The organism is Flavobacterium sp. (assembly GCF_050696275.1).
Lineage (GTDB): Bacteria > Bacteroidota > Bacteroidia > Flavobacteriales > Flavobacteriaceae > Flavobacterium.
Genome location: NZ_JBOGUT010000009.1, coordinates 96823 through 110164 on the forward strand (window position 1 = coordinate 96823; position 13342 = coordinate 110164).

Below are 13342 nucleotides of genomic sequence, written 5' to 3' on the forward strand. Positions count from 1 at the left end.
TCTGCATTTGTTACCAGTCTTTTTCGTTATCTGCTGGTTTTCCTTTTACTTTTTTACCGTTTACTTTATCTTGTATTTTCTTTTCCTCATTGTTTACAGCATCAAGCAATGTTTTCATTCGCTCTTGTGATGCGCCACCTTGTTTAGGCTGTGGTTTAGGATTTTGCTGGTCTTCTTTCGGTTTTCCTTTGTCCTCTTTCTTATCGTCGCCTTCCTTTTTGTCTTCCTTCTTATCCTTGTCTTTGTCTTTATCCTTATTTTTGTCTTTTTTATCGTCTTTCTTTTTATCGTCCTTTGGCGGATTATCCTTCAGCAGCTTTTTAGCTAAAGCATAATTATAACGCGTTTGTTCGTCTGTCGGATCGCTGCGTAAAGCATTCTTATACGCTTCAACTGCTTTTCCATACTCTTTTTCATTCATGAATACATTACCCAAATTATGGAAAGCGGCGTGCTTTTGCTTCTTTCCTTTGGCTGTCTCAATTGCTTTTGCATAAGCAAACTTAGCTTCACTCGATTCGTTTTGCTTGTAAATGGCATTCCCAAGATTGTATGAAGCTGCAGGTCTTTTGGCATTATTTGCTTTTGAAATTCTATAATTAGCTTCTGCCTCTGCGTATTGCTTTTTTTCAAATTCCACATTTCCCTGAGGTAAATCAAAGTCTTTTTTCTGAGAAAATGTTACCACAGAAATTAATAAAGACAATATCAAAATAGTATTTTTCATCTCTTATTTCTGCTTTTTCTCATTAAACAAATTCAGTTTTTGTACCCATTTTGTTTTTCTTTCCAATAAAAAAACATCCAGCAATAATACGAAAAAACCAATCCCTAAAAACCATTGAAACTGAGATTGGAAACTGGCCATTTCAGTTGCTTCAAATTCTGTTTTCTGAATATTATTAAGTGATTTTTTAATAAAACTAACCACTTCTTTGGTATTATTACCGTTAATATAGCCCCCTTTTGCTGCTTTGGCAATTGCCTCTAAAGCTTCCGGGCGCAATTTGGTTACGACAACTTCACCTGTACTTTTGTCACGGTGAAAACTTTCGATAACCCCATTTCTTTTAACAGGAATTGGTCCTCCGGCTGTTGTTCCAACTCCGATTGTTATGATTTTCATTCCCATCTTACGAGCTTCTTCAGCGGCACTTTCGGCACCTTCAGAATGATCTTCACCGTCAGAAATCAAAATCATCAATTTACTGGTATTCGGGCTTCCTTCAAAATATTTTCCTGAAAGCTTTATTGCTTCATCCAAATTACTTCCTTGTGAAGAAATCATTCCTGGATTCATGCTTTGAAGAAACATTTTAGCCACATTATAATCGGTTGTGATTGGTAAAACAGGAAATGCGCTGCCGGCATAAGCAATAATCCCGATTCTGTCTCTCCCCAAATTGTTGATGATTTGCGAAACGACTTGTTTGCTTTTCTCTAATCTGTTTGGCGCAATATCTTCAGCAAGCATACTTTTGGAAACGTCAATAGCGAAAACGATATCGATTCCCTCTCTTTTTACTTTCTCAACTTTAGTGCCAATTTTCGGATTGACAAGCCCTAAAATCAGCATGGACAATCCAACCAACAAAAGCCCAAACTTTAAAGCCGGTTTAAAATTTGATTTTTCAGGACTTAGTTTTTTTACCAATTCCAAATCACCAAATTCCCGTTGTTTTTTTCTTTTCCAAAATTCGATATATAGGAAAAGCAGTGCCAAAACCGGCAATAGAAATAATAAATATAAATATTTTGATTCGTCTAATTCGTACATCTTCTCTTAAATAAAACTTCTAAAAATAGTATTTCTTAAAATAATTTCAATCAGCAGTAATAATCCTGCAAGCCAAACCAAGGGTCTGAATTTTTCGTCGTAATTGACATATTTCAATTCTTCTACTTTTGTTTTTTCCAATTTATTAATTTCGTTGTAAATACTTTCCAACCCTGAATTATCTTGTGCCCTAAAGTATTTTCCTCCCGTTTTTTTCGCGATTTGTTTCATCAGTTCCTGATCGATTTCCACGGGCATCATTCTGTATAAAAATCCGCCATTTGGCGCCGGAGCATAAGGGAAAAGAGCGTTTCCATTTGTTCCAATTCCGATAGTATATACTTTAATTCCATATTCGACAGCAATCTCTGAAGCCATTATTGGTTCCAGAAAACCTGCATTGTTTACTCCATCGGTCATTAAAATAATTATTTTACTCTTGGCTTTACTGTCTTTCAAACGATTAACGGCAGTGGCCAGTCCCATCCCGATTCCGGTTCCATCCTGCAGTACGTTATCATACTTGATACTGTTAATCGCTTCGAGAACAACTGCTTTGTCACTGGTGACCGGTGTTTTTGTGTACGCTTCCGCAGCATAAACTACAACGCCAATTCTGTCATTTACACGAGCTTCTACGAAATCAGAAGCAACTCGTTTCAGCGCTTCCATTCGGTTAGGTTTTAAATCTTTGGCCAGCATACTTCCAGAGACATCCGAAGCAATCACAATATCGATTCCGTTTGTTGAATTCGTTTTGTTACTGACATCGACCGTTCTTGGCCTTGCCATTGCGACAATTAAGGCGCTCAAGGCTATTATTCTTAAAACAAATAGCAATGGTTTTAGTTTTGGCAAAACAGATTGTGATGCTTTAAAACCTTGTAATGAACTTATTTTTAAAGTTGGTTTTTCCTTTTTTCTTTTGAAAAAATACCATACAACAGCAAACGGCAGTATTAGAAACAACCAAAAAAACTCCGGATTTAAAAAAGTGATATTGGTCATTTTAATTCGTTATTTGTAATTCAACAGAATTCAACATGCGTTCTGAAATTTTCTGTGCATTCTCATCACCTTCTTTGTGCATGACCATGATTTGCTGCAATCCGCCAGATTGACTGAACAATAAGATTTCGTAATACATCCTATGCTTCTGAAAAGTCAGTGTTCCGTATCCTTTGATTCCTTTGATTCCTTTATCGGTACTGAATTCTTCCTGTTTCGCAAGAATATCTTGGCAGCCCTGTGATTCAAGCGTCTGAATTGTTCCGTTAAGGGATTGCGTCAGATCTATTTCTGTTTCTTTTTTAAATTGAATAGTAGAAACGATGATATTAAATCGCTCTATTAAACTTCCGTAACCAAACATTTGCATGTCTTTGATTAAAGCCATAGCGTCTTTTGGCACCGCTTTTTTAGTATCAAGGCGTTTCAGGACTTTAGGAGTTTCAATGCTGACGCTCGGATTTCCATAATCGCTTTTTATCCACTCTCCTTTCAGAAGTTCTTTGGTCGAATGTCCTGTAAATCCATTTTTAACGTAATCAAATCCGTATGCTGTAATGGTGTAAGTAATAATAAAAGCCAGTATTCCAACACACACACTCGCAATGGTAAATCTTTGCTTTCTCTTCTCTTTTTTCAGTTTGATTTCCTGCTGCTGCAATTCCCATTTTTTACTGGTTTCATCGACCACTACCGGAATTGATTTGTCAAGAACAGCAATGGTACTTTCAATTTTTCTGCGATCTTCTTCAATTTCAAAATCAAGCGGTTTAGATTTGGCAAATTTCACCAAATCCGCTTGTTTCAGAACTTTTTCCAATCCTTCCAGTGTTTCTCTGGAAAGTTTCATTTTCTTTTTATTTGAAGCTGTCCTGAGTGCTACGATTAACTCGGAAGTAGTGCTTTCTTTAGCTGGTACCTCAATCGCTTCTTCAATATAATCCCTTGTAATATCTGTTAATTCCGAATAATATTCTTTGACTTCACCTTTTTGCAATAATTCCTTTTTCTCTAATAATTGAAGTAAACTTGTTGCTTTTTCAATTGGTGAATTATACACGATGGTTTTTTCCGGTACTTTTCTGTATTTCTTCCAAAAAAAATACACCAGATAACCTAATCCTATAAGCAATAAAAGCCCTAAAAGGTACTTCCACCAATCTCCCATTGGTTTTTTAACTTGTATAATAGGCTTAATATCATACATTTTTTGCTTTAGCGTGTCGACCTTTACGTTAAAAACCTCCACCTTAATACTATCCGAAAATACAGGATTTCGGTCAATTAAAACAGGGATTCGCGGGATAATATATTTACCGGAATCAAATTGTGTCAATCCGTATTTTTTGATGAGTTCGTAGCGAGAATCTTCCTTGACAGTATCTATTGGATACGACTCGATCACTTCAAGGCTTCCAAAATTTTTGGCATTTGGAAAAATTACTTTTGACGTCCCGCTAACTTTCGCTTTAAGTGTAAGCGTAAATTGTGCTCCAATTTTGTTTTTAGTAGTATCTATAGATGTTTCCAATTGTTTTGTTTGTGCAAAACCAGTGGAAGCAATCAATAATAATATATAAAATTTTAAATTCATTTGATAGTTATTCTTCATTTTTAAATCATTATCTCGATTTAAAATAGCCTAATAATTTTTTAACATAACTTTCGTCAACACGTGTACTTACAGTACCTGAACCGCATTTAGAAAATATATCCTTAAAATAATCCACTTTGCTGTTATAATATTTTTCATATTCGAAACGCACATTTTTTGAATTGGTATTTACCCATTGCGTTTCTCCTGTTTCAGCATCCTGCATGGGAACCAAGCCTATATTGGGCATTTTCTCTTCTCTTATGTCATACACGCGTACTCCGGTAATATCGTGTTTTTTACCCGCAATTTTTAATGTTTTTTCATAATCATCATCGGTAATAAAATCAGAAATCATAAAAACAATGGCTTTCTTTTTTTGTGTCCCTGATAAAAATTTTAAGGCCTGAGAAATATTAGTTTTGTTACTTTTGGGAGAAAACTCGATCAATTCCCTGATAATTCTCAAGACATGAGATTTTCCTTTTTTAGGCGGAATATATAACTCGATTTCGTCGGAAAATAAAATCAACCCGATTTTATCATTATTTTGTGTTGCCGAAAATGCCATCGTTGCTGCAATTTCAGTTACAATTTCACTTTTGGGCTGATTTTTAGTTCCAAAACTTTCAGAGCCGGAAATATCCACCATAAGCATCATCGTCAACTCGCGTTCTTCCTCAAAAACCTTGATATACGGCTCATTGTAGCGGGCAGTTACATTCCAATCAATGGCACGCACATCATCGCCGTATTGGTATTGACGGACTTCAGAAAATGTCATTCCACGTCCTTTAAAAGACGTATGGTATTCGCCCGAAAAGATATGATCGCTCAATCTTCGGGTTTTAATTTCTATTTTTCGAACTTTTTTAAGTAATTCCTTGGTATCCATTTTAGCAAACAGTTTACGGCTTTGGCCGATTAAGGAACTTCTATTTCGTTTACAATTTTGTTGATGATTTCAACCGAAGTAATATTTTCAGCTTCGGCTTCATAAGTAATACCGATACGGTGGCGCAATACATCATGCACTACTGCACGAACATCTTCCGGGATAACATAACCGCGGCGTTTGATGAAAGCATAGCATTTTGCTGCATTTGCCAAGTTGATACTTCCACGGGGTGAAGCCCCAAAACTGATCAGTGGTTTAAGACTTTCTAATTTGTATTTTTCAGGATAACGGGTAGCAAAAACGATATCCAAAATGTATTTTTCAATTTTTTCATCCATGTAAACTTCACGAACGGCTTGTTGTGCACGAACAATCTGGTCTACTGAAATGACTGCATTTACTTTTTCGAATCCTCCACTTAGATTTTGACGGACAACCAGTCTTTCATCCTCCATTTTAGGATAATCGATAACTGTTTTAAGCATAAAACGATCGACTTGTGCTTCAGGAAGCGGGTAAGTTCCCTCTTGTTCAACAGGATTTTGAGTTGCCAGAACCAAAAAAGGTTTGTCAAGTTTGAAAGTAGTATCACCAATTGTTACCTGTTTTTCCTGCATAGCTTCCAAAAGCGCCGATTGTACTTTGGCAGGAGCACGGTTGATCTCATCGGCAAGGACGAAATTAGCGAAAACCGGACCTTTCTTGATAGAAAATTCATTTTGCTTGATGTTATAAATCATGGTTCCAACCACATCGGCAGGTAACAGATCGGGAGTAAACTGGATTCGGCTAAAACTTCCGTGCACGGCTTGAGCCAACGTATTTATCGCCAAGGTTTTTGCCAAACCGGGAACGCCTTCAAGCAAAATATGCCCTTGCCCCAGAAGACCAATCAGCAAACGTTCGATCATGTGTTTTTGTCCCACAATTACTTTGTTCATTTCCATTGTGAGAAGGTCAATAAAAGCACTTTCTCTTTCAATTTTTTCATTAATCGCCCTAATGTCTAAAGTCGTTGTATTTTCTTCCATTATTATATTTTTAAAGCTGTGAAATTAACATCTTAATTTATAAGACGCAAATTGAAAATTAAATTAGTTTATCGATGTTAATAATGCGTTAAAAATTCTCGTAATGCATTATTTTTAAGGATAGTTTGTGAAATAGTTTTGCTATTTTTAAGAACTCAAAGAAATAAAAAGCATGATTAATAAAAGACTGCTCATAAAAAATTTATTAGCTCACAATGATGAGAACAGTTTTTATGATAAAAAAAGGCAGTTGAATTTACACACCAGAGAAGGAAAAGGGAAATTTCTGAAGCACATTTGCTCCTTATCAAATTCGAACCCAACCAATAATTCTTATATTGTTGTTGGTGTTGAAGATCAGGAAAATGAGATTGTGGGCGATGATTTTTTTGATGACAGCCGAATTCAAAACCTGGTCAATGCTTTTCTGGAAAATCCACCAAAAATTCAATATGAAAACGTCCCTTTTCCTCAGTTGCCCAAAGACAAAGTTGTTGGTTTAGTTACCATAAAACCTAACAATAAGGTCTCTTTTTTTAAAAAAGGTATTCATACTATTTTGGCTAATTCTACTTTTGTCCGCATCGGAAGTAATACCATTCCAACAGAAGAAAAAGTGCCGTTTTCCAAACAAAATGTTGAAACGGTAATCAGCATCGAAAATAATTCCCGAAACAGCATTGCTCATACACTAGAAGGTGTTCTGGACTTTGTGAATTTGAGACACAAAGACATGTACACCAATTACAAAGTTTTTAAAGAATTATTTGTGGTTTGCTGGGCTGGAAACAAGAAAAAAATTCGTGAAAATACTTATTTTACCCGAGTGGATATTGAGCTGATAAACGAACAAATCAAACTTTTTTATTCTGCTCAGGACGATGTTTCCATTGAATATGATGATAATTCTTTTATCATTACCGAATATATTTCGCTGGGGCTAAATGACAAGACAAGTTACTATCCTCTGGAAGAAGTAAGCATCACTTTTTTTGACAATGGCTATTACAAAATTGAATCCAAAATTCTTTTTGAACCCCCGGAATACAATAAAAAAATCCTATTCCATATTTATAATACCAACAAATCCCTTTTGTCCAAAATGGAAAAAGGGATTCGGTTAACCGATCTTGAAATTAAAGATCTTGAAAATCTTCCATCCACATTAATGATTTGCTATCTCAATGGATTTGAAGACGCCAAACAAAAATTAATTGAAGCTAAAAACTTTCTAAAGCCTTATCCAAAAGTGTATTTAAACTTTAAGGAAGCTTTGAGGGTCTTAAGAAAAATGAAGTATAACTAAAAGGATTCTGCTTAGGATAACTGATATCAAATAAAATATATAAATCATAAAAAGACACTTATAATAGGTTTATTCATAGTTTTTAATGTGTGGAAAATCATTAATGCCCATAAAACAAAAATCCCCATAAAGTTAAAAAAGATTGAGACTCCCATTTTCTTGCCATTTATTGTATAATAACCTTCTTTAAATGACAATAAAATAGAATCATAATTAGGTTCGTTAATCAATTCCAGCATATAAACAGTAGCAATTAATATGTTAACTATTAATATTACGAATATAGCCAAAGCCAAAGTTGTAATTAATAAATTATACTTTGCCTGTTTTTCTAATTTTTGTATTTCCCGTATCATAAATCCAAATTGTTTACAAAAACTATCTTTTAAATTGTAACTATACGGTTATCAATAAATGATAATTTTTTGGGTTAATTTATAATTCAATCCATATTAAATTCCAGATTAATTTTTCAATTACTGTCTTGTTAATCTGTTGAACATAATTATTTGACAACAACACGGGTGGTTTCGCTATTAGGGGTGGTATTATTTCCCTTCTAAGCAAACCATGACTGTATAATTTTAGTTTTGAGACTGTTGTATACAATCTACAAAGTAGGTACGTCTAAATCAATTTCTGACAACGAAGTGTTTTACAGAATAATTGTATAAAAAGGCCGATTGGGGATAGCCTTCGCTTTTACTCAAAATACAGAGCATTTAATCTATATGAGAAAATTGCTTAATCTTTACTAAAGCGATAATGAAGTTGTTAAATAAAAATGCAAGAACGAATAGAACCTTTTAAAATGTAATTAGTTTTCAGCTTGAGTTTCCTAACAAAGTTATCTCTTTTTATAAAGTCGCTTTTACGGTTTTTCCTCATCATTTGTTATATTTTAAATAAAAAACAGTTAAACCATCCTAAAATTTAGTTTGGTTTAACTGCAGAGCTAAGAAAAACAAATTTTACTCTTCTATAATGATGAAATCAGAACGGCGATTTAAAAGATGCTCTTCTTCAGTGCATTTTACCCCATTACTGCATTTATTTCTTAATCGTTTTTCTCCATAACCTATCGCACTTTCAATTCGGCCTGGATCAATCCCTTTAGACAGTATATAATCCCGTGTAGATTTTGCTCTTTTGTCTGAAAGGTTCATATTGTAACTATCCTTTCCTCTGGAATCCGTATGGGACTCAATTTTGATTTTAACCTTTGGAAAGTTGCTCATGACGTAAACAACTTTATCTAATTCAATTACGGCCTGCGGTGTAATACCCCACTTATCGTATTCGAAGAAAATCGGATTAATATCAACTTTTTTCTTATTATCTTCTATAACTGTGAAATCGTCCAGATTGGCCAGTTCGAAATTAACACCTTTTATCTCCTCCAGATTTTTTGTCCCTGTTGTTACTGTTTTTTCCTGAGAAATATAACTTGGCTTCGACGCTTCAAGACGATAAGCTCCACCACATGGAATCGTAACCAGATAATCGCCGTTAGCAAGTGTAGTGACTTCCGTTTTATAGTCTCCGAAAGAATCAAAAACTTTAATGATAACACCGTCCAGACTCAATTTTGTTTTAGAGGCAATCACTTTTCCTGAAACAAGCTGATCACATGGTGCTTTGGCTTTGGTGAAATAATAAATATCGTCATCCCCTTTACCCGTATCCCTGTTGGAAGAAAAATAGCCATATTTAGACTCCGGTTCCATGACAAAAGAAAAATCATCTTTATTACTGTTTAATGGTTCGCCAAGGTTTTTGGGTTCTGAAAAAATTAATTTTCCATTTTGTTTGCTTTCAAAAACATCTAATCCGCCATAACCGTAATGCCCGTCTGAAGAAAAATAAAGTGTTTTGTCCAAATAAAAAGGAAACATTTCGCGTCCGGCTGTGTTTATTGCCGGTCCCAGATTTTGTGGCGTATTTAATTTCCCGTCCGAAAAAACTTCAGCAACATAAATATCGGTTTCTCCATATCCTCCAGGCATATCGGAAACAAAAAACAGCCATTTCCCATCTTGGCTCAGCGATGGATGTCCAACACTGAAATCCAAACTGTTAAAAAACATTTTTTCAGGCTCAGAAGCTTTTCCGTCTTGAATATTTGCTCTTAAAATCTGAAAGTTATTCACTCCTTCTTTATCATTCAGCAACTTCCTTTTCTTGAGTGTATTTGTGGTATAATAAATGGTTTTCAGATCCGGCGTAAACGTCACTGTTGCGTCATGGTACTGCGATCGAATATCTTCCAGAAAAGGCATTTCGTTAAAAAGCTCTCCTGTGGATATATTCCTGTCAGCAACATATAATTCCAAAAACGGCTGCTGATTCCAGGAATACAATTTTTCATGAAACTTTGTAGTGTCCTTTGCAGAAGAATAAACCAGTTGATTTCCATAAAAAGTAGTTCCGAAATCAGATTTTGAACTATTCACGGCAACTGCTTTAATCTTATATAAAGAAGGCTGAGAAGATAAACTGTCATTGTATCTTTTCTGATTCATAAAGTGACTCGCTTCTTTTTCATCCTTTTTTTTCAGGAGTTCGCTTTTGGTTATTTCATCCGCTTTTTCATAATCGCGAACACCTCGCAGCGATTGTGTGTAACGAATAAGATATAGGTCCGAAAGTGTCTGTCCCTGAAGTTCATATAATTTTCTATACCATGCCAACGCTTCCCTTGGCTTATCCAAAAAGTAATACGTATCAGCAATATGTGCCACCGCCTCGGTTGAAGGATTGGGTTCCTTTTCCAAATAGGCTTCATACGCTTGGGCAGCTTCGACATATTTCAATTCATTAAATAACTTATCGGCTTTTTTAAGTTTTAGCTGAGCAAATGAAATTGTCAGGCAAAACAGCAGGCAGAAGGTAATTATTTTCTTCATATTCGTTTAGTTTTTAATTAGAAGAATCGTGGAGATTTAATTGCTGCAGATTTTTGAGGCAATTGATAACGAAGGATAATTTCGTGAGTTCCATCATTATATTTATTGAGTTTTGTCACTGTATAATCGTAAGAGTAGCCCGCAAAAAAACTATTCGAGATTTGAAACCCAACCAATGCGCTGACTGAATCATCCCAACGATAAGAAGCTCCCAAGGTAAGCTTTTCCTGCAATAAAAAATTAGCTGAAACATCTGTCGCCAATGGCGCACCGCCAACAGCCTTTAGCAAAACGGAAGGTTTAAACTTAAGGTTATCCGAAAAAGTAAAGACATATCCTCCAATAAAATAATAGTGCAATTTATCTGAAATCACTGATTCCTGAACATCATCATAATAATCATACCTGATAAAATTAGGAATAGAAAGACCAAAATACCAATTATCTGAATACAAATAAGCTCCTGTCCCCACTAAAGGCATGATTTTATTTTCGATATTATTATTTAGTAAAGCATCATTACTATTATAAAATCGTCCTTTTGACCAGTCGATATTTAACATCCTTACTCCCGCTTTTAATCCGAATGCCAGCTTGGTTTTATAACTGGTTTCAATTGTATACGAAAAATTACCTGTTGCGAACTGCTCGCTGGATGGGCCAATATCATCGCTGATGATATTGAGCCCTAATCCAATTTTCTGATTTCTGAGCGGAGCATGAATTCCTATGGTTCCGGTTTTAGGTGCTCCTGAAAATCCAACCCATTGGCTCCGAAGCAATAAATTAGCTTCCAATGATCCTGTTGAACCCGTATAACCGGGATTGACCGTGATCGTATTATACATATATTGTGTATATCCTGGATCTTGTTGTGCTTGTACAATAGTTGCTGTAAAAAGCAGGGCTATCAGAAAGTACTTTGTGGTTATCTCTTCTATATTTAGTTTCATACGCTTTAATATTTTAGTTTTGAATATTGAAAAAAGATGTTTTCGTTAAAAATTATCTCATGATTTGCAACCAGCCGGTTTTCACACCTTTTGAGTCACCAATATCAAATACATAATAATATGTTCCTGACGGTAATTCGGTACCATCGAAAGTTCCTTTAACGTTAGCAATCCCTTTCCAATTGTTTTTATAACCATTCGTACTGTAAACAAGGCTTCCGTATCTATTGAAAACTTCCAGTTTATTATGAGGGTAGTATTCTGCACACATAATATTGAAGAAATCATTTGAACCGTCTTCATTTGGTGTAAACTCATTAAAAACAACTAGACACAATGGACCTAATGAAACTCCGGCCACGTTCCCTTCTTCAGGATCAATCGGATCGGACATATCAATGGTTGCCACGTTATCATGTATTCCTGCAAACAAGACTTTTACAGTAATATTTAATGTGGCTACTTCATTCGGATTCAAAACCGGTATCGTCCAAATTCCAGAAACAGAATTATAGGTTCCGTGTGATGCAGTATAGCTCACAAACTGAAATCCGGATTGAATTTGTTCATTTACAATTACATTATGAAACAGCGTTGATCCAACATTATTTACTTTAATGGTAAATACTACATTTTCATCAACAAATGGAGTCATGTTGTCTGCTGTTTTGGTAATTGACAAATCCGAGCAGGTGACTACAGCAACATTGGAAGTCGCACTATTGCCGGTACATCCATTTGTATCTGTAAATGAAACGCTCAGTAATTCAGTCCCTATCTGATCCCATGAAACTGTGATTGTATTATCTGTAGAAGTTCCGCCACTGATGACATTTCCTCCACTGGTAACATTCCAGCTGTAATTTGTCATTCCGGCATTTGTAGTATAGGTTACCGGCTCATTAATACAGGTCGTTGGCGTTGTTCCTGTTATGACAACAGGTATGTTAGCATAAAACTGAACCGATACAGCAAGGCGTATTGAACTTTCACAACCGTTGACAAGATTCACCTGAGAAGCATAATATGTCGTTCCGCTGACCAATGCCGTTGTTGGTGCTATTACATTCCCGCCAGTAGCCGCACTGTACCAGATGATTCCCGTTCCTGCTACCTGAATGTTAGCGATTGTTGCATTTGAAGAGGCACAGAATTCTTGAGAAGCATCGGTTGTGGTTGGTGGAGCCGAATCATTTATCTGAACTGTAACAGCCAGACGGGTTGAGCTTTCACAACCGCCAACAGGATTAACTTGGGCAGCATAATAGACCATGCCATTGACTAAAGCTGTGGTTGGCGCTATCACATTCCCGCCAGTAGCCGCATTGTACCAGATGATTCCGGTTCCGGTTACCTGGATATTTGCCACTGTTGGATTATTGATTAAACAGAAATCCTGAGTTGTATCAATTGTGGTTGGTGTTGTTCCGTCAGTTATTTGGACTGTAACCGCTAAACGAATGAAACTTTCACAACCATTAATTGGATCAATTTGTGAAGCATAATAAGTCATGCCATTTACCAATGCTGCTGTTGGCGCCATAACGTTACCTCCTGTGGCTGCGTCGTACCAGATGATTGCGTTTCCAGTTACCTGAATATTTGCCACTGTTGGATTATTGATAATACAAAAATCCTGAGTTGTATCACTTGTTGTTGGAGTAGTGCCATCATTAACCTGAACTGTAACAATCAATCGAATAGAACTTTCACAACCCGTTATTGCATCGGTTTGAGAAGCATAATACATCATGCCGTTGACCAAAGCTGCTGTTGGGGCTATAACATTTCCACCGGTAGCCGCATCATACCAAATGATACCAGTTCCTGTTACCTGAATGTTGGCAACCGTTGGATTAGTAATTAAAC

11 protein-coding genes are annotated in these 13342 nt (G+C 35.8%); 1 reads left to right on the forward strand and 10 read right to left on the reverse strand.

Annotated elements, in window-relative coordinates; all coding sequences use genetic code 11:
• Window positions 1-10 precede the first annotated feature (10 nt).
• From ACRDEC_RS06940 to ACRDEC_RS06965, 6 genes are read right to left on the reverse strand one after another with little or no spacing between them, the layout of a single operon-like run.
• Entirely contained in the window at window positions 11-727 is a 717-nt protein-coding gene (locus ACRDEC_RS06940) for a tetratricopeptide repeat protein (protein WP_431497611.1), read from the reverse strand.
• Between the two features lie 3 nt (window positions 728-730).
• Complete coding sequence (locus ACRDEC_RS06945; RefSeq protein ID WP_431497612.1) at window positions 731-1777, reverse strand: VWA domain-containing protein; 1047 nt, start codon at window positions 1775-1777, stop codon at window positions 731-733.
• Window positions 1778-1783: 6 nt separating this feature from the next.
• The gene (locus tag ACRDEC_RS06950) at window positions 1784-2785 is read right to left on the reverse strand and encodes a vWA domain-containing protein (protein WP_431497613.1); all 1002 of its coding nucleotides are present in this window, start codon (window positions 2783-2785) and stop codon (window positions 1784-1786) included.
• Between the two features lies 1 nt (window position 2786).
• A complete protein-coding gene (locus ACRDEC_RS06955; protein WP_431497622.1) occupies window positions 2787-4379 on the reverse strand; it encodes a hypothetical protein in 1593 nt (530 codons plus the stop codon).
• Between the two features lie 28 nt (window positions 4380-4407).
• Window positions 4408-5274, reverse strand: coding sequence for a DUF58 domain-containing protein (locus tag ACRDEC_RS06960; protein ID WP_431497614.1), 867 nt, complete (start codon window positions 5272-5274; stop codon window positions 4408-4410).
• A 29-nt stretch (window positions 5275-5303) separates the two neighbouring features.
• Window positions 5304-6308, reverse strand: coding sequence for an AAA family ATPase (locus ACRDEC_RS06965; RefSeq protein WP_431497615.1), 1005 nt, complete (start codon window positions 6306-6308; stop codon window positions 5304-5306).
• 172 nt (window positions 6309-6480) lie between these two features.
• On the opposite strand from ACRDEC_RS06965, the gene ACRDEC_RS06970 reads away from it, so the two are divergent.
• Window positions 6481-7614, forward strand: a complete 1134-nt coding sequence (locus ACRDEC_RS06970) for an ATP-binding protein (protein ID WP_431497616.1) — start codon at window positions 6481-6483, stop codon at window positions 7612-7614.
• Between the two features lie 44 nt (window positions 7615-7658).
• Here the strand turns inward: ACRDEC_RS06970 and ACRDEC_RS06975 are convergent, their stop codons facing one another.
• From ACRDEC_RS06975 to ACRDEC_RS06990, 4 genes are all read right to left on the reverse strand, one after another.
• On the reverse strand, window positions 7659-7970 hold the full coding sequence (locus ACRDEC_RS06975; RefSeq protein ID WP_431497617.1) for a hypothetical protein: 312 nt from the start codon (window positions 7968-7970) through the stop codon (window positions 7659-7661).
• Between the two features lie 615 nt (window positions 7971-8585).
• The gene (locus ACRDEC_RS06980; protein WP_431497618.1) at window positions 8586-10520 is read right to left on the reverse strand and encodes an OmpA family protein; all 1935 of its coding nucleotides are present in this window, start codon (window positions 10518-10520) and stop codon (window positions 8586-8588) included.
• 17 nt (window positions 10521-10537) lie between these two features.
• Entirely contained in the window at window positions 10538-11473 is a 936-nt protein-coding gene (locus tag ACRDEC_RS06985) for a PorP/SprF family type IX secretion system membrane protein (protein ID WP_431497619.1), read from the reverse strand.
• A 52-nt stretch (window positions 11474-11525) separates the two neighbouring features.
• Window positions 11526-13342: gliding motility-associated C-terminal domain-containing protein (locus tag ACRDEC_RS06990; RefSeq protein WP_431497620.1), on the reverse strand; the 1817-nt coding region annotated here is incomplete at its 5' end.

What these genes read in the sequence shown, in the direction of transcription:
- ACRDEC_RS06955 (WP_431497622.1), bottom strand. Translation starts at nt 4,379, where the DNA reads ATGAATTTAAAATTTTATATATTATTATTGATTGCTTCCACTGGTTTT.
- ACRDEC_RS06975 (WP_431497617.1), bottom strand. Translation starts at nt 7,970, where the DNA reads ATGATACGGGAAATACAAAAATTAGAAAAACAGGCAAAGTATAATTTA.
- ACRDEC_RS06970 (WP_431497616.1), top strand. Translation starts at nt 6,481, where the DNA reads ATGATTAATAAAAGACTGCTCATAAAAAATTTATTAGCTCACAATGAT.
- ACRDEC_RS06960 (WP_431497614.1), bottom strand. Translation starts at nt 5,274, where the DNA reads ATGGATACCAAGGAATTACTTAAAAAAGTTCGAAAAATAGAAATTAAA.
- ACRDEC_RS06940 (WP_431497611.1), bottom strand. Translation starts at nt 727, where the DNA reads ATGAAAAATACTATTTTGATATTGTCTTTATTAATTTCTGTGGTAACA.
- ACRDEC_RS06945 (WP_431497612.1), bottom strand. Translation starts at nt 1,777, where the DNA reads ATGTACGAATTAGACGAATCAAAATATTTATATTTATTATTTCTATTG.
- ACRDEC_RS06950 (WP_431497613.1), bottom strand. Translation starts at nt 2,785, where the DNA reads ATGACCAATATCACTTTTTTAAATCCGGAGTTTTTTTGGTTGTTTCTA.
- ACRDEC_RS06980 (WP_431497618.1), bottom strand. Translation starts at nt 10,520, where the DNA reads ATGAAGAAAATAATTACCTTCTGCCTGCTGTTTTGCCTGACAATTTCA.
- ACRDEC_RS06965 (WP_431497615.1), bottom strand. Translation starts at nt 6,308, where the DNA reads ATGGAAGAAAATACAACGACTTTAGACATTAGGGCGATTAATGAAAAA.
- ACRDEC_RS06985 (WP_431497619.1), bottom strand. Translation starts at nt 11,473, where the DNA reads ATGAAACTAAATATAGAAGAGATAACCACAAAGTACTTTCTGATAGCC.